We start from the raw sequence: 26,978 nt of genomic DNA, 5'->3' as shown, positions 1-26,978 counted from the left end.
AATGAATTTCCTGCCAAAACTGTCGCGACGTACATTCCTCGCCGGTTCGGCGAGTCTGGGGGCCATGGCCGCAATGCATCCGTTTGCCACCAGCGCCCAGGCCAACCAGGCCCATTTGCGCATCCTGGAAACCACCGACCTGCACGTCGCTGTTTTCGCTTACGATTATTATGCTGACGCCCCCAACGACACGATGGGCCTGGCGCGCACCGCCTCCATCATCGAAGCGATCCGCGCCGAAGCCGGCAATTCCATGCTGATCGACAATGGCGACATCATCCAGGGCAACCCGATGGGCGACTATATCGCCTACGAAAAGGGGCTCGATGGCAATGTCCACCCCATCATCGCCGCCATGAATACCCTGGGCTACGAAGCCGCGACCCTGGGCAATCACGAATTCAATTATGGCCTCGAATATCTCGACAAGGCCCTGGCCGGCGCCACCTTCCCCTTCGTTTCGGCCAATCTGGTCAAGGGTGAACTGGCCGCCGATGCGCTCAGCGACACCACCTATATCAAGCCCTATCTGATCGTCGAAAAACAGCTGACCGACGGCGCCGGCGCCACCAAGACCATCAAGGTGGGCCTCATCGGCTTCCTGCCGCCCCAGATCATGACCTGGGATGCCACCCATTTGACCGGCAAGGTCAGCACCCGCGACATCGTCGAAACCGCCACGGCCTATGTGCCCAAGATGAAGGAAGAAGGCGCCGATCTCATCATCGCCCTCTCCCATTCCGGCATTGCCGCCGGCCAGACCGCGGGCGCGGAAAACGCCTCCCTGCAACTGGCCGCCATCGAAGGCATCGACGTGGTCCTCACCGGCCACCAGCATCTGGTCTTTCCCGGCCCCGATTATGAAGGCGTCGAGGGCGCCGACATCACCGCCGGCACGCTCAACGGCAAGCCCGCCGTCATGGCCGGCTTCTGGGGCAGCCATATGGGCCTGATCGACTTGCTGCTCGAGCAGGATGCCGACGGCAAATGGTCCATCGTCTCGCACACGTCCGAAGCCCGCCCGATTTCCGAGCGCGTCGAAGGCAAGGTCAATGCGCTGGTTGAGGACGAAGCCGAAGTCGCCGCCGCCGCCCAGACCGATCACGACGAAACGCTCGAATATGTGCGCCGCGCCGTGGGTGAAACCGCCGCTCCCCTCTATTCCTATTTCGCCCTCGTCGCCGACGATCCCTCCGTCCAGATCGTGAGCCAGGCCCAGACCTGGTATATCGAGCAGATGATGAAGGGCACCGAATGGGAAAGCCTGCCGATCCTGTCGGCTGCGGCGCCCTTCAAGGCCGGCGGCCGTGGCGGCCCCGATTACTATACCGACGTCCCCGTTGGCCCGGTCGCCATCAAGAATGTGGCTGACCTTTACCTCTATCCCAACACCATCCAGGCGGTGGTCATCACCGGCGCCGACGTCAAGAACTGGCTGGAGCGTTCTGCCGGCATGTTCAACCAGGTCCCGGCCGGTTCGGCCGATGCCGAGCTGATCAACCCCGATTTCCCGTCCTACAATTTCGACGTGATCGACGGGGTGACCTACAAGATCGACCTCACCCAGCCCTCGCGCTTCTCCTCGGATGGCAAGGCCGAGCCCAATCCCGATGCCAGCCGCATTGTCGATCTGATGTATGATGGCAAGCCGATCGATCCGGCCGCCAAATTCGTCGTTGCCACCAACAATTACCGCGCCGGCGGCGGCGGCACCTTCCCCGGCATCGGCCCCGATGTGATCGTCTTCAAGGGTCCCGATACCAATCGCGACATCATCGTCCGCTATATCGTTGAGAACGGCACCATCGACCCCAAGGCCGACAGCAATTGGTCGCTCGCGCCCATTGCCGGCACCACGGTCCTGTTCGCCACCGGCCCCAAGGCCGCCGACTATGTCGATGACGTGACCGCCGTAAAGATCGAAACCACCGGCGAAACCAATGCCGACGGCTTCGGCATATACCGCATCACGCTCTGATCAAGCCGCTTGCAATCAGGCCCTCCCCCAAGGGGGAGGGTCTCCGTTCTATCCGGGCAACCCGTCCAGCCTGGGCACATCCTCCAGCCGCTCATCCCATTCCGCCCGGCTGGCGTAGCAGATATGCGCACTGGGTTTGATATCGATCGGACTATCAAGACTTCCCGCCGGCACGACGAGCATCGTTCCTTGCATGGCAGGCACCGCCGCTCCGCATGCAACGCAAAAGCTCTTTTCGTGCCGTGTATCAGGCACCCGATAGGTCCTGATGCTGTCCTGGCCCGACTGCCAGTCGAGTACCGCCCGCGCGGAAAAGAGATTGGCCGCATGCGCCGATCCCGTATCCTTGCGACAGCGTCCGCAATGGCAAAAGAAAAACGCGTCGAACGCGCCAGAAATTCGAAATGTCACCGCGCCGCACTGGCACGACCCATGAACGCCCTCAGTCACAGCCTCTCCCCCATTCAATACTAAGCTGACCAGCTCGGCCGCTAGACCGATCACTTATCCCCCTCGGTCCCTGCCGGTCATAAGATGTCCACAAGGGGGGAAACGATGTCACCAATTCTCAAAACACCAAACCTGACATTGCGGCCGGCGATTGCTGTCAGGCCCTCACCCAACCCCATCCAGCCGCTCGCGCAGGCTCACCAGCTCGCGCCGCAGCGCATCGGCTCCCGCAATATCCAGCCCGCTCGCCTTGCCCACGGCCAGCGGAATGCTCAGCGCCTTTTCGCGCAACGCCTTGCCCTCGTCGGTCAGCAATACCCGCACCTGCCGCTCGTCTTCCTGGTCTCGCCGCCGCACCACCAGTCCCCGCGCCTCCAACCGCTTCAGCAGCGGCGTAATGGTTCCCGAATCCAGCAGCAGCCGCTCCCCCAACGCCTTGACCGTAAGGCCATCGCCCTCCCACAGCACCAGAAACACCAGATATTGCGGATAGGTCAGTCCCAATGCGTCGAGGCGGGGCTTATAGAACCGGTTGAAGGCATGCCCGGCGGCATAGACCGCAAAGCACAGCATCGAATCCAGCTTGAGCAGGTCGGGCTTATCGGCCACGCCAATCTCCATTCAGAACGCGTTCGTCGGTGAGCATATCATGTCTTTTTCAATTGCACACAATTTAATTGTACGCTATATGATCGGCATCCAAGGAGACCAGAAATGATCAAGTCAGCTATCTACACCGCTCACGCCACCTCCACCGGCGGCCGCACCGGCTCCAGCGCCACCGATGACGGGCGCCTCTCGGTAACCCTTGATACGCCTAAGGAAATGGGCGGCAATGGCGGCCCCGGCACCAATCCGGAGCAGCTCTTCGCCGCCGGCTATTCCGCCTGCTTCCTCGGCGCCATCAAGGCTGTCGCCCGCGGCGAAAAGATCAAGGTGCCCGACGAAACCAGCATCAACGCCGCCGTTTCCTTCGGCGAAAACGCCAATGGCATCGGCTTCGGCATCGCCGTCGCGCTCGAAGTCACCATTCCCGGCATGGACCGTGACGCGGCCCTGGCGCTGGTGGAAAAAGCCCACCAGGTCTGCCCCTATTCCAACGCCACGCGCGGCAATATCGACGTCAAGCTCAGCGTCGCCTGATCGAAAAAACGGCCGCCGGGACATGGTCCGGGCGGCCGTAATCTCTCGGAAATTACGATGGTTGTCAGGCCGCCTCGGCAACCACTTCCAGCGGCTCCCAGCGCTGCGTCCGCCGGTCCAGCGCCAGCGAGATGAAGAACAGGATCAGCCCGCCAACGGCCATGATCGCGCCAACCACGCCGGTCGATCCCCAGCCATAGCCCGCCGAAATCGCTGCCCCGCCCAGCAAGGCTCCCAGCGCGTTCGCCATGTTGAACGCCGCATGATTAAGCGTCGCCGCCAGCGTCTGGCCATCCGCCGCCACGTCCATCAGCCGCGTTTGCAGTGCCGTGCCAATGGCCACGGTGAACCCCACCAGCAGCACGCTGATCGATGCCGTCAGCCAGAACTGAGCCGTCAGCGGAATGATCGCAAGGCTCACCACATTGAAGGCCAGCATGCCGCCAATGGTCGCCATCAGCGCCTTATCAGCCATATAGGCGCCCAGGATATTGCCCAGCGTCATCCCCACGCCAAACAGCGCCAGCACCAGCGGCACCCAGATCATCGGGATACCAGCCACATCGGTCAGCAGCGGCACGACATAGGTGAACACCGCAAACATCCCGCCGCACCCGACCGCGCTGATCCCCAGCGTCAGCCACACCTGCGGCCGCCGGAGCGCACTCAATTCACGCAGCGGGCTCGCACCATCGGCAATCGCGATCACCGGCGCAAAACGGGCGATCATCACGAGCGCCAGCACCCCGACAATGCCAACGCCGGTAAATGTCGGGCGCCACCCCATATATTGCCCCAGCCACGTCGCCATCGGCATGCCGATCAGCGTCGCAATGGTCAGCCCCAGCATCACCCGGCCAACGGCCCGGGCGCGATAACCGACATCCACCATGGATGCCGCCACCAGCGCCGCAATGCCGAAATAGGCCCCATGCGGCAAGCCGCTGATGAACCGCAGGGCGATGAGCGAGAGATAATCGGGGGCGGCGGCGCTGCCGAAATTGCCCAGCGCAAACAGCGCCATCAGGCCCAGCATCAGCGGCTTGCGCGACACCTTGGCAAAAAGCACGGCAATGAGTGGCGCCCCCACCACCACGCCAAGCGCATAGGCGCTGATGACATGCCCCGCCTCCGGTTCGGTGATGCGCAGATCGCCGGCGAGGTTGGGTAATAGCCCCATAATGGCAAACTCGCCTGTGCCGATGCCGAAGGCGCCAATGGCCATGGCGAAGATCGCCAGCTTGGTGGATAGCGAGCCGAGCCCGGCAGAAGGACGGGAGGAAGCGGTCACGGCAAATACTCCGGCAGAAACACTGGCACGGCACAGAGAGGCCGTCGCCGTCAGCAATGTGGGATGGCCGCAAGAGGGATTGCGGTTCATCGCCACACTAAAATGTCGGCCGGCCAAGCCACAATGCCGGTTTCTGCAGGGCGGCTTTGCAACAATTGCCTGCCCTACAAGGATAATCTTTAACGCTGCCGATTCATCGGGACGAAAGGGCTTGCCGCTAAGCTCGCGCCGCATTCCCCGGAGCGACGCCATGTCCGTCCCAGCCCTCGCCGTAAGCAATCTCACCAAACGCTATGATCGGCCGGTCGTTACCGACCTTGCGCTCAATGTCCGGGCCGGCGAATTCTACGCATTGCTGGGCCCCAATGGCGCGGGCAAGACCACATTCCTGCGCATGGTTGCCGGGCTGCTCCAACCCGATGCAGGCGAAATCTCCATCTTCGGCATCAATGCCCGCCGCGATCCGATCGCAGCCAAGCGCATCACGGCCTGGGTGTCCGACGAACCCATGGTCTATGACCGGCTCACCCCGCTGGAATATCTCGAATTCGTCGCCGGCCTCTGGCAGATCGATGCGAGCGCGGCGCAACGCCGCGCCCACGAGCTCATCGGCTGGCTGGGCCTGGCCCCGCATGCCAACGAATTATGTGGCAGCTTTTCCAAGGGCATGCTGCAGAAGGTCGCGCTTGCCGGCGCCCTCGTCCACGAACCGCGCCTGATCATCCTCGACGAACCGCTGACCGGTCTTGATGCCGGCTCCGCCCGGCAGGTGAAAGATGTGCTGCTGGGCAAGGTCCGCGACGGCGTCACCGTGATCATGACCACCCATATTCTCGAGGTCGCCGAGCGCATGGCCGAACGTATCGGCGTCATCGCGCAAGGGCGGCTCATCGCCGAGGGCACGCTGGCAGAGCTGCGCTCCCGCATCGGGCGCCAATCCAGCCTCGAAGATATCTTCCTCGATCTCGTCGCACAGGGCGGGGCCGAGGCCGCATGAGCGCACAACCAGCCTCGCTGTTCTGGTTTGCGCAGCATGAAGTAACCCTGGCCTGGCGCGAATGGCTGGCCATGATAACCGGCGGCCGCCGCGCGCGGGGCATTGGTGCGGCCGTGGCCATCACCATAGCCCTGCTGCTGTTTCATCTGCTGGCGTTCGGCCTGGTTGCTCCCTGGGTCGCCCATGGCATTGCGCCCGACAAGCCGACCCTGGTCATGCTGGCCGGCAGCGGCTTGCTGTTCTGGTCGGTCATGCTGTCGCAGGCGCTCGAAGCCGTCACCCGGGTCTATTATGCCCGCTCCGATCTTGACCTCATCCTGTCCTCGCCGGCCTCCTCGCGCCGCATCTTCGCCGTTCGCACCGGATCGGTGGCACTTTCCACCACCCTGCTGGCCGCCTTATTGGCGAGTCCGGTCATCAATATGCTGGCAGTGCTGGACGGACCGCATTGGCTGGCCAGCTATGGCGTACTGGCTGCTGCCGGCGCACTCGCCACGGCCATCGCCGTCACCGCAGCCATCGCGCTGTTCCGTTTCGTCGGCCACAAGCGCGCCCGGCTCGTCGCCCAGATCATTGCTGCAATCGTCGGGGCAGGCTTTGTCATCGGCGTACAGGCCGCCGCTATTCTGCATTATGGCAGCCTGTCCCGCTTCACCCTGCTGCAATCGGCCGATCTCATCGCCTTGGCCCCGACGGCGGATAGCCTGTTCTGGCTCCCCGTCCGCGCCACCATGGGCGAGCTTCCCGCCCTGTTCACGGTTCTTGCCATCGGATTTGGCGCTCTTGGCGGGGTGCTGGCCTTTACCGCTTCCAGCTATGGGCATCACGCCATCTCCGCTTCCGGCTTGAGCCACATTCGCAGCCAGCGCCGGCCGCGCATGGCAGGCTTCCGTCCCGCTTCGCAGCGGCAGGTCTTGCGCAGCAAGGAGTGGCGGCTGCTGCAGCGCGACCCCTGGCTGCTGTCGCAAACGCTGATGCAGATCCTTTACCTGCTTCCCCCCGCCCTGATGCTCTGGATCAATTTCGGCGACGCGGCCGGCGCCAATGTTGTCGTGGTTCCCGTGCTCGTCATGGCAGCAGGGCAATTGGCCGGCGGCCTCGCCTGGCTCGCCATATCGGGCGAAGACGCTCATGATCTGGTGGCAACGGCCCCGGTCACGCCCCGCTCGATACTGATCGCCAAGATCGAAGCCGTGCTGATCATCATTGCAGTGATCTTGATCCCCCTGATTGCACTGCTGGCGCTTTCTTCGCTCTATATCGCGGCCGTCACCGCCCTTTGCGCCGGTCTCGCAGCCAGCTCGGCCACCGCCATCCAGCTCTGGTTCCGGGTTATCGCACGGCGGTCCATGTTCCGCCGGCGCCAGGTCGCATCGCGCGCCGCCACGCTAAGCGAAGCCTTTGCTTCCATCATGTGGGCCGGTACCGGCGCGTTACTGGCGGTGCAATCGCCGCTGGCTCTGCTGCCAGCAACGCTCGCCCTTGCCATCCTCGGCATTGCCCGCCTGATCAGCCCACGACGGCGCTAGCTACCCCATCCGGGCCATGCTCGGTCGCCTTTCATGCCGCCGAATGGCGGCCAGGCCAATTCCGGCCAATGACAGCGCCGGCAGCGTCGCACCGACCCAGCCAAGATCACCCGCCGAACCGAACTGCAACACCAGCCCGGCAATCAGCGAGCCGCTGGCAATCCCCAGATAAAGAGCGGACGCGTTGAGCGAAAGCACCAGCGGCGCGCTATTGGGCGCCAGGCCAAGCAGGTAGCTCGATTGAGCGGGCGGAAAGGCCCAGCCGGTGGCGCCCCAGACGAAGATCAGGACGAAAAAGGCCGGCCCGACAAGGACCATCGGCAAGTGCGCCACCATCGATATGGCAACGAGCATGGTCATGTTGAGCGCCACGGCCGCAACGACCGTGGGCCGTGCCCCAAGCCGGTCGGCCAATTGCCCGCCTGCCGCATTGCCGACCGCCGCCCCGACGCCGAAGGCCAGCAACACCGCCGGCACCAGCTCTGCGGCCAGGCCCATCGATTGCGTGGTCACCACCGCAAGGTAGATGATGACCGTGAAGGCCCCCGCCAGATTGAGCCAGGTGGTCACCAGAGCCCCCGGCACTCCGGGCAAGGCCACCGCGGCAACACGCTGCCGCAGGCTCAATTGGGCGCCCCGCAGCCCGGCCGGCAACATGATCCAGATCGAGGCCGCCGCGATGGTGCCGAACAGCGCAACCATCAAATAGCTGCCGCGCCACCCCACCAGGCCCGCAACCAGCGCACCGAGCGGCGCACCAAAGGCGACCGCCATGGTTGTGCCGCCAACGATTACCGAAATTGCCCGCGCACGATGGTCGGCCGAAGAGATCGCGACGCCCGTGGCTTGCGCGGTGGCAGTGTAGAGCCCCGCCGCAAAGGCCATTACGATACGGGCGGCCATGAGGTCGAAATAACCCTGCGACAGAGCCGCTCCGATGGCCCCGGCCGAAAAGAGCAGCGCAGTAATCGCCAGCGTCCGGCGCCGGTCAGCGGTACCCGTCAATGCGGCCAATACGGGCGAACCAAAGGCATTGGCCAGCGCAAAGGCAATCACCAGATACCCAGCCTGGGTCAGGCTGACACCAGTGGAATCGGCGATCTGCGGCAGCAGGCTCGGCACGGCAAAGCTCTCGACGCCTATGGCAAAGGTGCCGACCGCCAGCCAGATGAGACGGATATCCATGAAAAGCGTCCTTGTCCAAAATTTATTGGACAATTGGACCTCGCGGATCATTGTGTCAACCACTAGTCCAAAACTTATTGAACTAACTAGCATCCGGCGTTACATATCCGTCATGTCACTGCCGCATCCAGACGCCGACCAGATCACCATGCCAGCTGTCCTCGCCGCCCTTGGCGACGAGACGCGGCTGGCCATTGTCGGTCATTTGTCCCGCTGCGAAGACGTGGGCATGGTCTGCGGTCAGTTTCACGATCTGACCTCCAAGACCAACCTCACCTATCACCTGGCCAAATTGCGTGAAGCCGGTGTGGTCAGCGTCACGCCCGAAGGCACGCGACGGCGCGTCACCCTGCGTCGTGCCGACCTGGAGGAGCGTTTCCCCGGTTTTCTCGATACGATCATCGCCGCAGCGGTCAAGTCGCCACTGATGGCCTGACCAGAACGCCGGCTTGCCATGGCGCTGGCCAGATGATCATGTGCTGCCGCCTTTCCTTAAAGCGACGCCCATGACCAACCTGACCTTCCGCGACGCCACCCCGGCGGACATCCCCACCATGATCCAGCTCAGCCATGCCGGCGATGCACGCGGCACCGATACGCCACCGCTGGATCCGGCAACGCTGGACGATCCACGCTATCGCGCCGCCTTCGACGAGATCGCCGCCGATCCCAAACATCGCCTGATCGTCGCTGATCTGGATGGTGAGGTCGTCGGTACCCTCCAGATCAGCTATCTACCCGGCCTGCCCAATTTCGGCATGAAGCGGGGCCTGCTCGAAAACGTCCATATCCGCGGCGACCTGCGTGGCGGCGGCCATGGCAGCACCATGGTCAAATGGGCCATCGAGCGCTGCCGCGAAGCCGGTTGCGGCCTGGTTCAACTAACCTCGAACAAGATCCGCCTCGACGCCCACCGCTTCTACGAAAAGCTGGGCTTCGCCAAAAGCCACGAAGGCTTCAAGCTCAAGCTCTAGCTACCAGATGGCATTGTTGGTGGCCGGATCGCTGCCCACTTTCCCGTCGCGGCGGTCCAGCTTTGCAATGCTGGCCATGTCATCGGCATCCAGCTCGAAATCGAACACATCGATATTGGCGCGAATGCGATCGGCATGGGTGGATTTGGGGATCACGATCAACCCCTCCTGCAAATGCCAGCGAATGATCGCCTGGGCCGGGCTCTTACCGTGCTTGCTGGCAATCGCGCCGATCGTCTCGTTGTCGAGCGCCGCCCCGCTACCCAGCGGGCTATAGCTTTCGATGGCGATATTGTGCTGCCGGTGCAACGCCCGCACGTCACGCTGCTGGAATTCGGGATGCACCTCGATCTGATTGACGGCGGGCGCGACCCCGCTATCCCCGATAATGCGATCGAGATGCTCCGGCAGGAAATTGGACACCCCGATCGAGCGGATGCGGCCATCGCGCTGCAATTGCACGAAAGCCCGCCAGGTGTCGGAATATTTGTCCTGCGCCGGCACCGGCCAGTGGATCAGGAACAGGTCAAGATAGTCGAGCCCCAGCCGGTCCAGCGAGCCCATGAATGACTTGAGCGTCGCGTCATAGCCCTGATCACGCGTCCGCAGCTTGGAGGTGATGTAAAGATCACTCCGCGCGATGCCGCTATCCCGGATGGCCGCCCCCACGCCCTTCTCATTGCCATAGCCCTGCGCCGTATCGATTGACCGGTAACCGGCGCCAATCGCCTCGGCCACGGCGCGGCCCACCTCGTCATTGGGTATTTGCCAGACGCCAAATCCCAATTGCGGGATGGTCTTGCCGTCATTGAGCTCTATCGCGGGAATAGCGGACATCTCGATAATCCTTCAGGTCAGAACAGAACAGCCAGGCCCATGACCGCCAGGATGAGGATAATGGCGATGCCGGCCAGCATGAGGAAGAAAATGATCTTGGCCAGCGCCGCCGCACCGGCCGCAATGCCAGTAAAGCCGAGCGCGCCGGCGACCAGGGCGATGACGACGAGAAGAATGAGCAATTGCAGCATGGATATGTCCTCGGGAAGGTATTCCCGTCGTCAACGCGCTGCTCCTCTGCCCGTTCCGCCCTGTATGCGGCGTCAGGCGGTGCCGTATCGCAGTTTCGCCCGCTCCCGGGCCTTGGCCGCGACCACCTCCCGGTCCCGGGCGGGCGCATCGGTATCGAGCGATTTCAGCAGGTTGCGGACCACCTTCTCGATCTCTTCGACCGCTTCGTGAAACGCCGCCTCATTGGTCTTGGAGGGATGAGTATATCCCGAAATCTTGCGCACGAACTGCAGCGAAGCGTCATGCATTTCGTTGCGTGTGGCGGGTGGCTCGAAATTGAACAGGGTCTTGATGTTCCGGCACATGATCAGTCTCCTCGTACCCCAAGGCTGACTCGATCACGGCCCCGGCGCAAGCCCGAACCTAGTCGCGGAACCATCCGGCTCCGATCAATGCGCGGTCGCCATGCCGCGTCAGCCTTGCCTTCAACGCGGCCAGGGCCTCTGCCGTCCAGCCCGGCGGGTCGGTCACCGCCACCCAGCCGTCAAAATAGTCCTGCGGTGCGTAAACATGGCCGAAGCCGACCGGCGCCGTCTGGGCCAGTGCCATATCGAGCGCCAATTGCAGGAACGTCACCACCGGATACCAATTCAGCAGCGGCGACACATCGGGCGCCCGCTTGCCTTCGATCCATTCCGGCGGGCGGTAGAAGGCGTCAGGCTCGAAAAAGACGATGGGATCGCTCGGATACTGCAAATAGACCAGCCGGATCGGCCCCCATTGGGCCCCGGGAATATCGAGCGCATTACCCTGATTGGTAAAGCGGATGATCGAGCCATCCTCGAAGCGCGGCAGCCATTCCGGCGTGCTGGGGTCGCGATTGGCTGTCGTCGTCCGCCAGGTTGCGCTGGCAAAAGGCGGTCCGGCCCAGAGCGCCCCATCGAACGGATCGGCCAGAATCTCGTAGAGCGTGCCCGAGGCCTGCGAGGCATAGGCACCCAGGCTCAGCCCATGCAGATAAAGCTTGGGCCGCGTCTCCTTCGGCAAATCCGTCCAGTAATGATAGACCGCGCTGAACAGCGCCTGCGCCGCCGATGTGCCCACATCCGGCTCGACCACCAGCGACAGCCAACTGGTCAGATACGAATATTGCAGCGCCACGCTCGCAACGTCTCCACCATGCAGGATTTCGAGTGTGTCGATCGCCGGCGGATCGACCCACCCCGTGCCCACCGGCATGATCAGCACCAGCACCGACCGGTCGAACGCCCCCACCCGCAGCATCTCGGCCAGCGCGAGGGCCGCCCGCTCCTGCACGGTTTCCGACGATCGCAAGCCCACATAGACCCGCAGCGGCGTCTCAGCAGGCCGCCCGATCATTGCCGAGATTTCCTCGGCAGTCGGCCCGGACTCCACATAGACCCGCGCATCCAGCCCGATCGTATCCCAGGGGATCAGCGACGCGGCACTGCCCGACTTCAACGGATCGGTTGGCGCCGGATCGTCACGCCCGGCTATGGTGTCGAATTCGGCATAGAACCGATCGGCGGTGTAAAGCGCCCAGCGGATCACCACGCCATTGACGAAAAGGCTCGCGACCAGGCCGACAACCAGCACGCCGCCGACAAAGGCCACACGGCGCGGGATGATGCGGCGCAACATGGCCGACACCAGGCGCACCCCCTGCACGATCAGCGTACCAATCCCGATCAGCAGCGTAGCCGGCACAATCGCAATGGCCGCCACCCAGAGCGGCTGGATACTCTCGACCGGCTCGACGCCCATCACCGCCCGGATAGAATTCTGCCACCCGGTGGAGAACCACAAAAACGCCACCACCAGACCAGCACAGGCCAAGGTAATTCCCTGCTTGATCCTGCGCGCCCAGACATCATTGGGCAGGCTTAATTCGAGAAAGGTCCAAAGCCATTCGAGAAAGACACCGATGCCATAGCCCGCCGCGAAAACGCAGCCGGTCAAAATCCCCTGCACCACGAAATTGCGGGGAATGAGCGATGGCGTCAGCGACAGCGCAAAGAACAGCAGCCCCAGCATGATGCCGCCGGTCGAAAAGCGGTTGAACCAGGCAAGTGCGCGAGCAAATTTCATCCGCCTGTCCCTACTATATCGCCGGCCGCAAGACCCAGCGAGACGACACCCCAGATCAGCAGGCCCGCAATAGTCAGCCCGATCAACCCGATAATGGCGCCCACGATCATGCCTGCGCCGTCCCGATTGATCCGCGACAAGCAGATTACCGCAATGCCCACATTGGGCACGGCGTTGATCAGGGGAATGGGTATGACCATCGGAATACTGAGCACCAGAATGGAGAACCCGACTGCCATCCGCCCCCGTTCCGCGGCCAGAAATTCCACCCGTGGTGCGGAAAACCGCGCCACCAATTTCGAGAACCAGCGCAATTGCTGCACCATGCGCGACGCCAGCCTCGGCGACAGCCGCCGGTCGCTGATAAAGCGCGGCAGTGCCGGCGGCCGTCCCACGATCATCGCGACGGCAAAAGCGATGATGGCGCAGGCAATCGTGCCGCCATAGCCGGGCGGCCCAGGGAGCATGTTGAGCACGCAGAACACCAGGATGACGAAGCTGTGCGACTGATCGCCCAGAAGGGCAATGATCTGCCGGACGGTTAGGGCCTCGCCTCCTGCCGCCTCGGCCTGTTGCAGGCCTGCGGCGATGGCGTCGATCTGCATCTCGACTGGGCTGGGCATATCATTCATCGGATGGCGATATTCCGGGCATCGTTTCTCCAAGGTTAGGTCGGATTCGGAAACCAGGGCAATCGATCTGCCGCCATGCCGGCTTACCAAAAGTTAGCTACCGCCCCGATCTGGCGTTGACCAGGCTGCCTTGCGCCGTGAAATACCCTGCCGCATGGGGCGGCGAGGGACTCAGCCTGTGAAGTCGCGCCATGTGGTATTGCTGAGCATCGCCATGGCCATTGCCGGCGCGGCTATCCCCTTGGCCGCAGCGGCCTATCTGTCCTGGCAGCTTGCGCTCGGCGCCGAACAGGGCCGCCTGAGGGAACTCGCCGATCGGCTGATCACGCGCACCACCTCCACCCTGGCGGACGCTTCGGAAGCATTGGATGCAATCGGGGCCGCTGGCCTCGCCCCCTGTTCCCCCGACCACATCGCCGAAATGCGGCGATTGACCACCAGCCGGTCGATCAAGGAGATCGGCTATGTCGAGCAGGGCCTGGTAAAATGCACGTCATGGGGCCCTACCACGCCACAACCGGCAGCGGCGTCCGTCGATTTCCGTACAATGGACGGCCTTGGCATCACCGCCCCATTCATTTCCAATGTGTTGGGCGGCGGCCAGCCGATGATGGGCGTGCAACGCGGCGCCTACACGGTCCTGATCGACCCGCAAGGGTTCACCGATGTCGTCGACAGTACGGGATCGGGTCTCACCATCGCCCATGACGGCGGTCCGGTGCTCAGCGCAAGCCACGCCCTCGACCCCGCCCTATTGGCCTCGCTTCTCGCCGCCCCCCGAAGCGGCGCGGACGACAATACCATCTTCGCCATAGCCAGGCGCGATGGCTGGCTGGCCGTGGCAGCCAGCCCGCGCGGCGCCATATTCGCCAATCTTTGGCGGCAATTGCTGATATTGCTGCCCCTGGGCATGGCTATCGCGGCCCTGCTCGTTGGCGTCGTCGTCTGGATGTCGCGCCGGCGCCTGTCTCCCCTGGGCGAACTGACCCGGGCCGTGCGTCATCGGGAATTCGTGGTCCACTATCAACCGCTGATGGAGCTCAAATCCGGCATCTGCGTCGGCGCCGAAGCGCTCGTCCGCTGGCGCCGCCCCGACGGCACCATGGTCCGGCCCGATCTATTTATCCCGCTTGCCGAGGAAAGCCGGCTGATCCTGCCCATTACCGATCAGGTCATCGACGCGGTGATTGCCGAACTCGGCCCGACCCTGGTGGCCGACCGCTCCTTGCACATCGCCATCAATTTCTCCGCCGACGACATCAAGACCGGGCGCATGCTGCCGCTTCTCGAGGAAAAGCTGCGTGCGGCGGGCATCAAGCCGCAGCAGATATGGCTCGAGGCAACCGAACGCGGTTTCCTCGATATCGAAGCCGCGCGGGCGACCATGGCCAAAGCCCGCGCCATGGGGCATTCGGTCGCCATCGACGATTTCGGCACCGGCTATTCGAGCCTGCAATATTTGCAGGACCTCCCGCTGGACGCTCTGAAGATCGACAAATCCTTCATCGACACCATTGGCCGGGGCAGCGCCACCAGTTCGGTGACGCCGCACATCATCTCGATGGCCAAGACCCTCGGGCTCTTTTCTGTCGCCGAAGGCATCGAAACCCAGGAGCAGGCCGATAGCCTGATCGCCCAGGGCGTCGAATTCGGGCAAGGCTGGCTCTATGGCAAGCCTGTTCCAGCCGCCGCCTTCGCCGCCTTCCATGCTCAAAACAAGGCCACAAAAGGCAGCGCCCCCGAGATCATGCGCGCCTCACCCTAGCCCCGCAGCGGGGGACCGGGTGTGATCCTCCCACCTCTGACCCCACCCACCGTCGCTTCACTCCGGCTTGACCCGAGGGTCACTCGCCGCTTGTGCCGGGTTGAGAAAGGCCCTTGGGTCAAGCCCGAGGAAGCGACGGTAGTGTTTGGAGATGGTGCAAATTTGCTGGTCGCACATGCAATCGAAGAACCGCGCCTAGCGCAGTGGCACGGACAAGGTGCCGCTGGCATTGAACATGCGGCTATCGGTACCGATGCCGCCATAGCCCAGCGTCGTCTTCCATCGCGCCCCGGCCGGCAGGATGATTTCCACAGTCCCCTCAAGCCGGCCACTCACCCCCTCAAATCCCCCCGAACTGCTCATCAGAGTGGCGGTCGTATTGAGCCGCAGGCCCGTATTGACGACCACATTGTTCTGCGTTGTCAGCCGATAGGAGAGCCCCGGCCCAATGGCGAGCCGGCCCCGCCCCAATTCCTGCCCGCTCACCAGATTGCCACCGGCATCGAGATAGGGCGCGATTTTCTCGTCGAAATAGCTGAGCCGCGCCTGGGGGCTGAAGGTCCAGTCCCCCGCGCGCCACTGGCCCAAAACGGCCGCCGTCAGCAGCCAGGACTCGGCGGCAAACCGTCCCGCCACGCCCTGCGCTTGCGTCACCCCCAGCGACGTTCCACCCCCGCCCAGCACATCCACATAAACATTGTCGAGCACGCGCGCCGTGGCATAGCCACCGGCGATCCAGCCCCCGCGCGACAAAGCCGAGGCATCGTTCCACTCCCGCACCATGGTATCGGCCTGGACGAACCCGCCCAGGAGAACGTCCTCGTTCACCAGCCGGTCCATGCCCAGCGCGGCAACGCCGAACCGCCCCGCCGCGCCCTGCTCGCTGGCCAATGCAAACGTGCCGCGCATCCAGATATCCCAGGGATTGCGCTGCTCATTGCCAACAATCCTGTCAAAGGCGCCCAGCGAAGCCGCCAGCGGTATCGGCTTGCCAGCCACAATGCCCGGCAGCGCATTCATGAACCGCTGCGGAGAATCGGCCACCGCTATGGATCCCTTGAGCCGGTTGATACGATCCTCGCTGGGCGGCAGGCTGGCCAGCATCAGATCGCCGCGCGCCGGAACCAGGCTCTCGATCAACTCCGTGGCCCGCTCCGGGGCGCTGGCGACGGTAAAGGTGCAGACCAGCATCTCCCCCGCATCGAGCCTGAAGCTTACGCTGCCCGCGTCGCCATGGCCGCGGCCATCCGCGCAATCGGCACCCTTGAGGGACATGCCCAGCCCGCTGAGGTCGTCGATTTCAATCCGGTAATCCCCGGCCGGCAGGACAATGGGCAGACTCTCGGCCAGACCGCCGATACTGGTCAGATAAAGATTGAGCGCGGGCGTCGGCGAGGTAAAGCCGAAGACCGCATCCGCGCCTGTAGCGCGGATGATGACAATCCCCGGATCGGCGGCCGGTTGCGCAAACGCCGGGAATGTCGTTGCCAGAACCAGGCACAACCAAACGCCGCCGGGCCGGAATAGCCGGGCGAGCGAGAACATCCCGCTTTGTCCCGTCCGGTATGACCCGGACAATCCAGCCATGTGCAATTGCCGTCCTTGCCTGCTCGGCGCCTGCTCGCGGCCAAACTGGCCACAGCGCCTCCTGCATCAAGAGAGCCCCGGGACTGACGCTGGCTCTCCGCTCACCCCGAATAGGGCTATGGCAATGGTCACCCCATTTGGCGTCACAATCCACCCCTCTGACCGCAAGGGAGTCATGACCTGAGAGGGCAACTGCGCGCCTGGGGACAAGAGCGGCGCCGAAATCCGCAGCCGCCACAAAGGGGAACGCCACCCCTTCCCTTTCCGCCGCTTCTCCGCTAGACAGCCCACCTAACCACCCCGTCCAAGCCTTCCCCAAGCGCCGCAACGCCCTGTTGTCGTGCGCGAATGGTGCGGGTGGCCTGAGCGTCTGGTGATTCTTCCTCGCCCGACCCGTCCGTAGACCGAGCCGAGCGAGCCCAAGAAAATGCCAAAGCGTACCGACATTAAATCGATCCTCATCATCGGTGCGGGTCCGATCATTATCGGGCAGGCTTGCGAGTTCGATTACTCGGGCACCCAGGCGTGCAAGGCACTCAAGGAAGAGGGCTACCGCATCATCCTGGTGAACTCGAACCCGGCGACGATCATGACCGATCCGGACCTGGCCGACGCCACCTATATGGAGCCGATCACCCCCGAAGTGGTCGCCAGGATCATCGAAAAGGAACGTCCCGACGCCCTGCTGCCCACCATGGGTGGCCAGACGGCACTGAACTGCGCACTGTCGCTGCGCAAGATGGGCGTGCTGGAGAAGTTTGGCGTCGAGATGATCGGCGCCACGGCCGAAGCCATCGACAAGGCCGAAGACCGCGAGCTGTTCCGCGACGCCATGAAGAAGATCGGGTTGGAAACCCCACGCTCCATGCTGGCGCATAACGCCATCGAAGCGCTGCAGGCCCTTGAGGTCATTGGTCTTCCCGCCATCATCCGCCCCAGCTTCACCCTGGGCGGCACCGGCGGCGGCATTGCCTATAACCGCGAGGAATATCTGGCGATCTGCGAAAGCGGCATCGATGCCTCCCCCACCAATGAAGTGCTGGTGGAAGAAAGCGTGCTCGGCTGGAAAGAGTACGAAATGGAAGTTGTCCGCGACAAGAAGGACAATTGCATCATCATCTGCTCGATCGAGAATATCGATCCGATGGGCGTCCATACCGGCGACTCCATCACCGTCGCTCCAGCCCTGACGCTGACCGACAAAGAATACCAGATCATGCGCGACGCAAGCCTTGCCGTGCTGCGCGAAATCGGCGTCGAGACCGGCGGCTCCAACGTGCAGTTCGGCATCAACCCCGCCGATGGCCGCATGGTCGTCATCGAGATGAACCCGCGCGTGTCCCGTTCCTCGGCCCTCGCCTCCAAGGCCACTGGCTTCCCCATCGCCAAGGTCGCCGCGCGCCTCGCCGTCGGCTACACGCTGGACGAATTGGACAATGACATCACCGGCGGCATGACCCCGGCGTCCTTCGAGCCCACCATCGACTATGTCGTGGTGAAAATCCCGCGTTTCGCCTTCGAAAAATTCCCCGGCGCCGACAATCGCCTTACCACCTCGATGAAGTCGGTCGGCGAAGCCATGGCCATTGGCCGCACCTTCCAGGAAAGCCTGCAAAAGGCCCTGCGCTCGCTCGAAACCGGCCTCACCGGCCTCAACGAAATCGGCATTCCGGGCCTGGGCGAAGGCGAAGACAAGAACGCCATCAAGGCCGCTCTTGGCACGCCCACGCCCAATCGCCTGCTGCATGTGGCCGAGGCCATGCGCCTGGGCATGAGCCTCGAAGACATTCACGAGGCCTGCAAGATCGACCCCTGGTTCCTCGAGCAGATGCAGGGCATTGTCGACACCGAGGCCAAGGTGCGCGAATTCGGCCTGCCCCAGGACGCGGCCAATCTGCGCGCTCTCAAGGGCATGGGCTTCTCCGACGCGCGTCTCGCCCAGCTCGCCGCCCTCAAGCCGTCCGACGTGCGCAAGCTGCGCCATTCGCTCGACGTGCGCCCGGCCTATAAGCGCATCGACACTTCGGCTGCCGAATTCGCTTCGCCAACGGCCTATATGTACTCGACCTATGAGACCACCTTTGCCGGCGTCGTGGCCGACGAAGCCCGCCCGTCCGACCGCAAGAAAGTGGTCATTCTCGGCGGTGGTCCCAACCGTATCGGCCAGGGCATCGAGTTCGATTATTGCTGCTGCCATGCCGCCTTCGCACTGGCTGACGCGGGCTATGAAACCATCATGGTCAACTGCAATCCCGAAACCGTTTCGACCGACTACGACACCTCCGACCGCCTCTATTTCGAGCCGCTGACCGAGGAAGACGTCATCGAAATCCTGCTGCGCGAAAAGCAGAATGGCACCCTGCATGGCGTCATCGTGCAGTTCGGCGGCCAGACCCCGCTCAACCTGGCCGAGGCCGTGCAAAAGGCCGGCGTGCCGATCCTGGGCACCCAGCCGGACGCCATCGATCTGGCCGAAGACCGCGACCTCTTCTCCAAGCTGCTCAACAAGCTGGAGCTGACTCAACCCAAGAACGGCATCGCCTATTCCCTTGAACAGGCTCGCCTTGTTGCCGAGCGCCTGGGCTATCCACTGGTCATCCGCCCCTCCTATGTGCTGGGCGGCCGCGCCATGGCCATTGTCCACTCGGCCAATGATTTCGAGCGCTATGTGCAGGACACGCTGACCGGCCTGGTCCCGCCCGATATCCTGCAGCGCTATCCCAATGACAAGACCGGCCAGATCAATTCGGTCCTGTCCGACAATCCGCTGCTGTTCGATGCCTATCTGTCCGGCGCCACCGAAATCGACGTCGATGCCCTTTGCGATGGCAAGGACGTGTTCGTTGCTGGCATCATGGAGCATATCGAAGAGGCCGGCATTCACTCGGGCGACAGCGCCTGCTCGCTGCCGCCGCAGAACCTGACGCCCGAAACCATGGCCGAACTCAAGCGGCAGACGGCCGAACTGGCCTTCGCCCTCAAGGTCGGCGGGCTGATGAATGTGCAATATGCGCTCAAGGACGGCGTGATCTACCTGCTCGAAGTCAATCCGCGCGCTTCCCGCACGGTGCCCTTCGTCGCCAAGGTGATCGGTGAACCCATCGCCAAGATCGCCAGCCGCATCATGGCCGGCGAGAGCCTCGCCAGCTTTGGCCTCGTCGAAAAGACCTTCAAGCATGTCGCCGTCAAGGAAGCCGTGTTCCCGTTCAACCGCTTCCCCGGCGTCGATACGGTCCTCGGGCCCGAAATGAAGTCGACCGGCGAAGTGATTGGCCTCGATACCAATTTCGCCATGGCCTTCGCCAAGTCGCAAATGGGTGCCGGCTCCAAGGTCCCCACCAGCGGCACCGCCTTCATCTCGGTCCGCGATGCCGATAAACCCCATATCGTCGATATGGCTCGCCATCTCGCCGAGGCCGGTTTCACCATCCTCGCCACCAGCGGCACCCAGCGCTATCTGGTGGAAAACGGCATCGCCGCCACCAAGATCAACAAGGTGCTCGAAGGGCGTCCGCATATCGTGGACTCCATGAAGAATGGCGGCGTGCAGCTGGTGATCAACACCACCGATGGCATGAAGTCGATCAGCGACAGCCGCGACATCCGCCGCACGGCCCTGCTCGCCAAGATCCCCTACTACACCACCATCGACGGCGCCCTCGCCGCCGTGGAAGGCATCGTGGCCCTCAAGCAGGGCAGCCTCCAGGTCCGTTCGCTGCAGAGCTATTTCGCGGCCTAATCGCCAGATACTCGATCTGTCCCTCCCCCTATCAGGGGGAGGCTAGGAGGGGGTACTCCAATGCCCCATCTTGACTCCTAATCACGCGTCACTATCCTGCCCGCCACCATGATGATGTCCGAAGCAACTAAGTTCGCAGTGCACTTGAACGCCTAACGGCGCTCTTGGAGCACTCCCGACGAGCGGCATTCCGCTCGATCCGGCTGTCCTCGCGACGGCCACGCGAACTTATGGACATATCTCATGCCCTCTCATTTTGCTGCGCTCAGCGAAGCGCAAATTGCTGCCTTCATCACTGAAGGTTTCGTCCGCATCGACAATGCCTTCCCCCGCGACCTCGCCGACGAGGCTCGCGCCATCCTGTGGCGGGATACCGGCTGCGACCCGGACAATCCTGCCACCTGGACCAAGCCGGTCATCCGGCTGGGCGGTTATTCCGACCTCCCCTTCCGCGAAGCGGCCAATACCCCGCTGCTCCATGCGGCCTATGACCAGATCGTGGGCAAGGACAGGTGGGTAGCGCCGCAAGGGCTGGGCACTTTCCCGGTGCGCTTCCCCTCGCCCGATGATCCGGGCGACGCGGGCTGGCATGTCGATGTCAGCTTCGGCTGGCAGGACAACCCGACCGATTTCCTGGCCTGGCGCGTCAATGTCATGTCACGGGACCGGGCCTTGCTGATGCTGTTCCTCTTCTCCGATGTCGGTGAATTGGACGCGCCAACCCGCATCCGGGTCGGCTCGCATCGCGACATTGCTCGCCAGCTGGAACCCGCCGGAGCAGCCGGACTAAGCCTGCGCGAACTGGCCGCCGATAGCTTTGCCGGCACGGCCCATTGCCCGGAAGTCCTGGCGACTGGGGCCGCCGGCACGGTCTATCTGTGCCACCCCTTCCTGGTCCACGCGGCCCAGCCGCACCGGGGGACGCAACCGCGCTTCATGGCCCAACCGCCGCTCCAGCCCAGGGAACAACTCTCCCTGGACCGGCCCGACGGCGCCTATTCCCCGGTCGAAACGGCCATCCGCCAGGCGCTCAATCGCGCCTGACACACACAATTTGCTCCCCACCCACCGGGTCATTCCGGCGCAGGCTGGAATCCATGCTGAGATATCAGGATGGGTTCCAGCCTTCGCCGCGCCGACACCGTGGATAGGCAAACCCACAAGAGACAAACATGACCAACTATTTCAAAGACGCCTTCAGCGGCATCCGGCTTGATGAGCAAGTCACCAATCCGAACATCATCGTGGGCCGCTACAGCTATTATTCCGGCTACTACCACGGCCATAGCTTCGATGATTGCGCCCTCTTCCTCATGAACACGCCCGGCGTCGACAAGCTGATCGTGGGCAGTTTCTGCTCCATCGGCTCCGGCGCCGCCTTCGTCATGGCAGGCAATCAGGGCCATCGCTACGATTGGGTCAGCTCCTTCCCGTTCCACTACATGCCCGAAGTCCCCGGCTTCGGCACGGCCGCCGATGCCTTTGCCAGCGCCGGCGATACCATCATCGGCAATGACGTGTGGATCGGCACCGAAGCCATCATCATGCCAGGGATCAACATCGGCCACGGCGCTGTCATCGGCACGCGGGCGCTCGTCACCAAGGATGTCGAACCCTATGCCATTGTCGGCGGCAACCCGGCCCGGACAATCCGTAAGCGGTTCAGCGAGGAACACATCACCATGCTGCTCGAAATGGCCTGGTGGGATTGGCCGCACGAACAATTGCTCGCCGCCATGCCGCTTATGACCAGCGACGATATCCCTGCGCTGCATAGCCATTGGCAGCAGAAAATACGGACCTGACCGGCGCGCGGGCGGACATCAATGTCCGCCCGCTTGACCACCAATATCCGTCCGCCTAATGCTGCGCGGCAATCTGGAGACGCCCATGCGTTTGGCCCTGCCCCTGCTGCTGCTTGTCGCGCTGCCTGTCGCCGCCCATGCGCAGAACACCGATTTCAATCCCTACCAGGCAGTGCTCGACCATATGCCCCAGGCCGAAGCGGAGCCCCTGATTGAAGCGGCCCATGGCCCGATCCAGACCCGCCAACCGGGCAATCCCGAAATCGATGGCAATGCCGAGATGGTGTTCGCGGGGGGCACAGGACCAAATCTCACCGTGTTCCTGTTCTGCGACGGCAAGCTCACCGCAGCATCGGCACCGGTCACCGCAAAGGTCGCAATGGACGTCTTGCGCCCGCTGACGACATCACCCGATCTGGGCACCGTCTACCCAACCGAAGACGGCGTCACCTTCCTGCTGCAGGATGGCGCCCTGAACGTCACCTATTGGGGCATTGGCACGGACGCCAGCGGCGTAGGCGTTGCCTACCCCACTGGCGTATTCAATAATTATCAGACCTGCGCCGACCTGGCGGCTAATCCCTAGACGCCAAAGGCCCCGAGGGCCCAGTTTGGACCCTCGGCATCTCATCGTGGAGGTATCATGCGGTCGATCTATGTCGTCGTGCTGGCGGCAGCCATTGCCACGCCTGCCCTGGCCCAAAGCGAGGACTTCAACCCCTATCAGGCCACGCTTGACCGCATGCCGCTGGCCGAAGCCCAAACCGCGATCGAGGCGGCCTATGGGCCCATTGCCGATCGCAGCCCCGGCTCGGCGACCTCCAAGGACAAATCGGCGCTGGTCCTGACCGTCAAGACCTTGCCCAATCCCAGCTTTTTCCTGTTCTGCCACGAGCAGATGGCCGGCTTTTCAGCACCCGTCACGCCAGCCCAGGCGGGCGATATCATCAACGCGCAAACCGGCGCCGGCAAGACGCCACCCGCTGTCTACGGCACACCCGACGGCGTTACCGTCTCGCTGCAGGATCGCGCCCTGTCCATCTCCTACCTGGCCGTCGGCACGGAGCAAAACCGGGTCGAAATGACCTATCCGACGGAGGTCTTCACCCTCTTCAATACCGACGCACTCTGCGCCGCATTGATCGGCTAGCGGAAAAACTCCGCCACCTCGGCCAGCGCCCCATCCACGGCCTCGTCATCCACATCCAGATGCGTCACCCAACGCTGCTGGCCATAGCGACCGGTGATCCCGATGCCGCGTTCGGCCAGAAAAGTGTTGAACCGCCCGCCCAATTCCGCCTCGCTGTTGAGGAAGATGATATTGGTATGTGGCATGGTCACCTTGAGCGCGGGATAGGCAGCCAGCCCCTCCGCCAGTCGTCTGGCCCGCCGATGGTCATCAGCCAGCCGCGCCACATTGTGCTCCAGCGCATAAAGCCCTGCCGCGGCCAGAATGCCCGACTGGCGCATCCCGCCGCCCAACATCTTGCGATTGCGCCGCGCCGTCTCGATCAAATCGGCCCGTCCGATCAACACCGAGCCCACCGGGGCACCCAGCCCCTTGGAAAGACAGATCGACACCGTATCGAACGGCGCCGTGAACTGCTCGATATCCAAGCCCAGCGCAACGCTGGCATTGAATGCCCTTGCGCCATCGAGATGCAGGCCAAGCCCGCGCTGCCGGGCCAGTTCCCCCACTGCCGCCATATAGTCCACCGGCAGAATCTGCCCGCCATGGGTATTTTCCAGCGCGATCACCCGCGTCGTGGCAAAATGGCTGTCTCCCGCCTTGATCGCCGCGGCAATATCGTCCAGCGCCAATGTGCCATCCGGCTGATGCGCAATCGGTTGCGGCTGGATCGAGCCCAACACGGCCGCGCCGCCGGCCTCATACTTGTAGCAATGCGCATTCTGCCCGGCGATGAATTCGTCGCCACGCCCGCAATGGCTCATCAATGCCAAGAGATTAGATTGCGTCCCCGAGGGCACAAAGAGCGCGGCATCCTTGCCCAGCATGGCCGCCATACGCTGTTCCAGGCGGCTGACCGTGGGGTCATCACCAAACACATCGTCGCCCACCTCGGCCTCGGCCATGGCTGCTCGCATTGCAGCGGAGGGCCTGGTGACGGTGTCGGAGCGGAAATCGTAGCGAATGGTGTTCATGCGGCAACCTCAATAGATCTCATCAGAGGTCTATTGAGGCGCCGCTGGCTTGTCAGCCCCCTACTCGCGCAACCCTGCCTGAATGGCATCCCATAGCGGATTTGGCTTGTAGGGCATCACCGGCGGCTCGCCCTTCTCCACCGCCTCCCAATATTTCCAGCCCAGCGCATCGCTGCCCAGCTCGTAGTCGAACCCGTCATATTCATCCTCGCGGAACGAATAGAAGGCCCAGTGAATGTCATGGCTGTTCAGATTAGCCATGACATCGGTGAGGTAATCAGCACAGCCCTCATTGCGCCGCATACAGCCGAATTCGGCGGCAACGATGCGATTGGCGGGAATGGCCTGCTTGTCCGCCCAGTCATAGACGGGCTGCAGGAATTCATTGACCGTGCTCGCGTCCCAGGCCACATCGCCCGTCCCGAACGGCACCGTGCCGGGATAGACATAGCCCAGCTTGTCGCGAAAATTCTTGCCGGCGGTAAAATTGTACGGCTCGTACATATGGAAGGCGTAGAGCACCTTGTCGTCGTGCAAGGCATTGGGCCAGCCGCTGAAGGCTCCCGCATTGGCGTACCACCCGGCATCCACCATGATCGGCGTATCGGGATCGACCGAGCGGATGGCGGCGATGACCATTTCATAAAATGCTGGCAGATCGCGCGCCGTGCCTTTATTGGCTTCGGCGAAGGCGACATGGCTTGCAACATCGCCCGGCGCCGTATTCTCGGCCGCCCCAGTGCCGCGCTCCGGCGCCGGCTCATTGACGATATTATAAGCCAGCACGCCCGGATTATCCTTCAGCTCGGCAGCAAGATCGCGCCAGAAATCGGCCGTCTGCTGCCAATAGGCTTTATCCTCCCAAATCCGCCCGTCGAACTTATCGCCATTATTCTGGCTCCAGCGCATGCCGGGCAGGCTCAGCGGCGCGATCACCATGCCAACCCCGGCACCATGGGCCCAGCCCAGCACTTCCTTGAGCCGCGCCACGTCCGGCTGGACCAGGCCGTCATAATGGTCGGCGTCGCCGATCAGGAAGTCGCGGCCGGTGGCGTCCCATTTGTCATAGGCCAAGCGCCCCCATTGGATGCCGGCGGCATGGGCTTCGGCAAATCGTTCGGGCGACGGCACGACGGAAAAGAAGTTGCTGCCCTTGCGCTGGGTGTCCCAGAAACCGATCGTATCGCCCGCAAACGCCGGGAAACCGGTGAGAAACAGAGCGAGCGCCAGGCCCGCCTTTGCTGCAATTTTCATAAAAGTTCCGCCTGTTTTGCTGGGCGGAACCGAAATCCCCAAAACGGGGCGTGACTGTGGCAGGCTAGGCCGCGACACCCCCGGACGCACCAAACCCCATTGTCATCTCGTCATCTAATGTTAGCAGACTGTTAACATTGGCGGACCGCCGCGCCAAAATCAGCATGCCCGCTATGGGCGCCCCGCGATCCTGCCGGAGCGTTGCCATTTCGAATTGCAGGATTTCGAGACCGGCATCGGTCAGCGCCTGCCGCGTAGCGGCCACCCCATGGGCATAGCGCAGCGAGGGTCGCAGGAAGACCGGCTCCTCGCCGTCATGGGCTTCAAGCGAAAATGCCAGCAGGCCCCCCGGCATCATGGCGGGAACCACGGCGGCCAGCACCGGCGGCAGGGCGCCGCAATAGATGAAGACATCGGCGGCGGTGACCAGATCGGCCTCGGCCGCACGGCCGGTCAGCGCGACGACCAGCTCGGCCTTGTCCAGCCGGTCGTAAATGCCCTTCTTGCCGGTTTCGGCAATCATGGCGGCGCTGAGATCGACCCCTTCGAGATAGGACACCCTCGAGCGCACGCGCTCGCCCATCAGCCCGGTGCCACAGCCCAGATCGATAGCCCGGGCGAAATGGTCGATCCCCAGCCGCCCCATCTCCGCACCGAGCATACCATCGAGCAGGGCCGGCACCTGATAGCCCAGATTTTGCAGCAGCGCGCTTTCAAAGCGCGGCGCATATTGGTCGAACAGCGCCTCGACATAGCTGACCGCCGTGCCCTCGCCCGCCCGCGCTGCGCCATGCGCCGCCAGTTTGAGGCTCGCGCCGAACAGGCCTTCGTCATCAAGAGCTTCGAGGTGCCGCCAGGCCGAAATGGCGCCGGATATGTCCCCGGCCTTCTCGCTGTAATTGCCCAGCAATTCCCAGCCAGCCGCCCATTCGGGCGTCAGCTCGAGCGCCTGAGCCATCAGATCGGCGGCAGCAGCATGGTCCCCGCCCTCGGCCAGCATCCTGGCATAGCCGGAACGACGGTCGGCGATGACATCGCCGGAAGAATGAAACGCCTTGGTCAAGACGAAGTGATCTCTGGAGGGCTACCGGTCCCGCTGGCCCGGCGAGCGGGGGATTTGCCGCAAAACCGGGACGAAATCAAGCCGCTCTTTGCACTGCATAGCAGGGGTGCGACCAAGAGTGCGGTAGCCAAGCCCGGCAATCGGAGTAGTATGGGTTTGTCCCGATCCGGTCATTGGCAACCGGGTTGGCGGCAGGACGCCCTTGATTAAAAGTTCATCGCGCGTCAGCACCCGGTTCCCCAAGACCTGGCGCAAATACTTGACGGAGTTCAATTTTCTCCTGGCAGATCCCTCGATCGGCCGGGC

25 protein-coding genes are annotated in these 26,978 nt (G+C 63.2%); 12 read left to right on the top strand and 13 right to left on the bottom strand.

What is annotated here, in order from left to right; translation table 11 throughout:
- Position 1: 1 nt before the first annotated feature.
- A complete protein-coding gene (locus QQL79_RS03200) occupies positions 2 to 1,978 on the top strand; it encodes a bifunctional 2',3'-cyclic-nucleotide 2'-phosphodiesterase/3'-nucleotidase (protein ID WP_284387854.1) in 1,977 nt (658 codons plus the stop codon).
- A gap of 48 nt (positions 1,979 to 2,026) precedes the next feature.
- Here QQL79_RS03200 and QQL79_RS03195 read toward each other — a convergent pair whose 3' ends face one another.
- Both QQL79_RS03195 and QQL79_RS03190 read right to left on the bottom strand, forming a co-directional pair.
- Positions 2,027 to 2,428: a GFA family protein gene (locus QQL79_RS03195; RefSeq protein ID WP_284387852.1), complete on the bottom strand. Its 402-nt coding sequence runs from the start codon at positions 2,426 to 2,428 to the stop codon at positions 2,027 to 2,029.
- Positions 2,429 to 2,593: 165 nt separating this feature from the next.
- A complete protein-coding gene (locus tag QQL79_RS03190; RefSeq protein ID WP_284392805.1) occupies positions 2,594 to 3,001 on the bottom strand; it encodes a MarR family winged helix-turn-helix transcriptional regulator in 408 nt (135 codons plus the stop codon).
- Between the two features lie 141 nt (positions 3,002 to 3,142).
- Between QQL79_RS03190 and QQL79_RS03185 the strand changes: the two genes are divergently transcribed.
- Positions 3,143 to 3,571 (top strand): organic hydroperoxide resistance protein, encoded by a 429-nt coding sequence (locus tag QQL79_RS03185; RefSeq protein WP_284387849.1) that lies wholly within the window; start codon positions 3,143 to 3,145, stop codon positions 3,569 to 3,571.
- Positions 3,572 to 3,635: 64 nt separating this feature from the next.
- Here QQL79_RS03185 and QQL79_RS03180 read toward each other — a convergent pair whose 3' ends face one another.
- The gene (locus QQL79_RS03180; protein WP_284387847.1) at positions 3,636 to 4,862 is read right to left on the bottom strand and encodes an MFS transporter; all 1,227 of its coding nucleotides are present in this window, start codon (positions 4,860 to 4,862) and stop codon (positions 3,636 to 3,638) included.
- A gap of 250 nt (positions 4,863 to 5,112) precedes the next feature.
- Between QQL79_RS03180 and QQL79_RS03175 the strand changes: the two genes are divergently transcribed.
- Together QQL79_RS03175 and QQL79_RS03170 are read left to right on the top strand one after the other, a co-directional pair.
- Positions 5,113 to 5,859, top strand: a complete 747-nt coding sequence (locus tag QQL79_RS03175; RefSeq protein ID WP_284387845.1) for an ABC transporter ATP-binding protein — start codon at positions 5,113 to 5,115, stop codon at positions 5,857 to 5,859.
- Positions 5,856 to 7,388, top strand: a complete 1,533-nt coding sequence (locus QQL79_RS03170) for a permease (protein WP_284387843.1) — start codon at positions 5,856 to 5,858, stop codon at positions 7,386 to 7,388. Before QQL79_RS03175 ends, QQL79_RS03170 begins: the two co-directional genes overlap by 4 nt.
- Here the strand turns inward: QQL79_RS03170 and QQL79_RS03165 are convergent, their stop codons facing one another.
- Positions 7,389 to 8,573, bottom strand: coding sequence for an MFS transporter (locus QQL79_RS03165; protein ID WP_284387840.1), 1,185 nt, complete (start codon positions 8,571 to 8,573; stop codon positions 7,389 to 7,391).
- Between the two features lie 112 nt (positions 8,574 to 8,685).
- Between QQL79_RS03165 and QQL79_RS03160 the strand changes: the two genes are divergently transcribed.
- Together QQL79_RS03160 and QQL79_RS03155 are read left to right on the top strand one after the other, a co-directional pair.
- A complete protein-coding gene (locus QQL79_RS03160) occupies positions 8,686 to 9,009 on the top strand; it encodes an ArsR/SmtB family transcription factor (RefSeq protein WP_284387837.1) in 324 nt (107 codons plus the stop codon).
- 70 nt (positions 9,010 to 9,079) lie between these two features.
- Positions 9,080 to 9,547, top strand: a complete 468-nt coding sequence (locus QQL79_RS03155) for a GNAT family N-acetyltransferase (RefSeq protein ID WP_284387834.1) — start codon at positions 9,080 to 9,082, stop codon at positions 9,545 to 9,547.
- Here QQL79_RS03155 and QQL79_RS03150 read toward each other — a convergent pair whose 3' ends face one another.
- From QQL79_RS03150 to QQL79_RS03130, 5 genes are all read right to left on the bottom strand, one after another.
- Complete coding sequence (locus QQL79_RS03150) at positions 9,548 to 10,384, bottom strand: aldo/keto reductase (RefSeq protein WP_284387832.1); 837 nt, start codon at positions 10,382 to 10,384, stop codon at positions 9,548 to 9,550.
- A 17-nt stretch (positions 10,385 to 10,401) separates the two neighbouring features.
- Positions 10,402 to 10,575: a DUF1328 family protein gene (locus QQL79_RS03145; RefSeq protein ID WP_284387830.1), complete on the bottom strand. Its 174-nt coding sequence runs from the start codon at positions 10,573 to 10,575 to the stop codon at positions 10,402 to 10,404.
- A gap of 72 nt (positions 10,576 to 10,647) precedes the next feature.
- Positions 10,648 to 10,920, bottom strand: coding sequence for a DUF2277 domain-containing protein (locus QQL79_RS03140; RefSeq protein WP_284387828.1), 273 nt, complete (start codon positions 10,918 to 10,920; stop codon positions 10,648 to 10,650).
- A 58-nt stretch (positions 10,921 to 10,978) separates the two neighbouring features.
- Entirely contained in the window at positions 10,979 to 12,664 is a 1,686-nt protein-coding gene (locus QQL79_RS03135; protein ID WP_284387826.1) for an alpha/beta hydrolase, read from the bottom strand.
- The gene (locus tag QQL79_RS03130; protein ID WP_284387824.1) at positions 12,661 to 13,287 is read right to left on the bottom strand and encodes an exopolysaccharide biosynthesis protein; all 627 of its coding nucleotides are present in this window, start codon (positions 13,285 to 13,287) and stop codon (positions 12,661 to 12,663) included. Before QQL79_RS03130 ends, QQL79_RS03135 begins: the two co-directional genes overlap by 4 nt.
- 187 nt (positions 13,288 to 13,474) lie before the next feature.
- Here QQL79_RS03130 and QQL79_RS03125 point away from each other — a divergent pair, with 187 nt between their 5' ends.
- Positions 13,475 to 15,061 carry an EAL domain-containing protein gene (locus tag QQL79_RS03125; RefSeq protein WP_348523167.1) on the top strand — a complete coding sequence of 529 codons (1,587 nt, stop codon included), beginning with the start codon at positions 13,475 to 13,477 and terminating at the stop codon, positions 15,059 to 15,061.
- Positions 15,062 to 15,256: 195 nt separating this feature from the next.
- Here QQL79_RS03125 and QQL79_RS03120 read toward each other — a convergent pair whose 3' ends face one another.
- Positions 15,257 to 16,606, bottom strand: coding sequence for an autotransporter outer membrane beta-barrel domain-containing protein (locus QQL79_RS03120; protein WP_284387822.1), 1,350 nt, complete (start codon positions 16,604 to 16,606; stop codon positions 15,257 to 15,259).
- 469 nt (positions 16,607 to 17,075) lie between these two features.
- Here QQL79_RS03120 and carB point away from each other — a divergent pair, with 469 nt between their 5' ends.
- From carB to QQL79_RS03095, 5 genes are all read left to right on the top strand, one after another.
- Entirely contained in the window at positions 17,076 to 20,387 is a 3,312-nt protein-coding gene (gene carB, locus QQL79_RS03115; RefSeq protein WP_284387820.1) for a carbamoyl-phosphate synthase large subunit, read from the top strand.
- A gap of 243 nt (positions 20,388 to 20,630) precedes the next feature.
- Complete coding sequence (locus QQL79_RS03110) at positions 20,631 to 21,431, top strand: phytanoyl-CoA dioxygenase family protein (RefSeq protein ID WP_284387819.1); 801 nt, start codon at positions 20,631 to 20,633, stop codon at positions 21,429 to 21,431.
- Between the two features lie 128 nt (positions 21,432 to 21,559).
- Positions 21,560 to 22,192: a type B chloramphenicol O-acetyltransferase gene (catB, locus tag QQL79_RS03105; RefSeq protein WP_284387817.1), complete on the top strand. Its 633-nt coding sequence runs from the start codon at positions 21,560 to 21,562 to the stop codon at positions 22,190 to 22,192.
- 85 nt (positions 22,193 to 22,277) lie between these two features.
- Positions 22,278 to 22,778: a hypothetical protein gene (locus QQL79_RS03100; protein WP_284387815.1), complete on the top strand. Its 501-nt coding sequence runs from the start codon at positions 22,278 to 22,280 to the stop codon at positions 22,776 to 22,778.
- Between the two features lie 57 nt (positions 22,779 to 22,835).
- The gene (locus QQL79_RS03095; RefSeq protein WP_284387813.1) at positions 22,836 to 23,342 is read left to right on the top strand and encodes a hypothetical protein; all 507 of its coding nucleotides are present in this window, start codon (positions 22,836 to 22,838) and stop codon (positions 23,340 to 23,342) included.
- Here the strand turns inward: QQL79_RS03095 and ltaE are convergent.
- From ltaE to QQL79_RS03080, 3 genes are all read right to left on the bottom strand, one after another.
- Positions 23,339 to 24,355: a low-specificity L-threonine aldolase gene (gene ltaE / locus QQL79_RS03090; RefSeq protein WP_284387812.1), complete on the bottom strand. Its 1,017-nt coding sequence runs from the start codon at positions 24,353 to 24,355 to the stop codon at positions 23,339 to 23,341. The genes QQL79_RS03095 and ltaE overlap by 4 nt on opposite strands.
- A 60-nt stretch (positions 24,356 to 24,415) precedes the next feature.
- Positions 24,416 to 25,609, bottom strand: coding sequence for a glycoside hydrolase family 5 protein (locus QQL79_RS03085; protein WP_284387810.1), 1,194 nt, complete (start codon positions 25,607 to 25,609; stop codon positions 24,416 to 24,418).
- A gap of 64 nt (positions 25,610 to 25,673) precedes the next feature.
- Entirely contained in the window at positions 25,674 to 26,672 is a 999-nt protein-coding gene (locus tag QQL79_RS03080) for a class I SAM-dependent DNA methyltransferase (RefSeq protein ID WP_284387808.1), read from the bottom strand.
- Positions 26,673 to 26,978 lie beyond the last annotated feature (306 nt).

It is taken from the genome of Devosia yakushimensis (genome assembly GCF_030159855.1).
Lineage (GTDB): Bacteria > Pseudomonadota > Alphaproteobacteria > Rhizobiales > Devosiaceae > Devosia > Devosia yakushimensis.
Note: the sequence above shows the minus strand (reverse complement) of the source record. Positions and strands in the feature narration are given on the sequence as shown.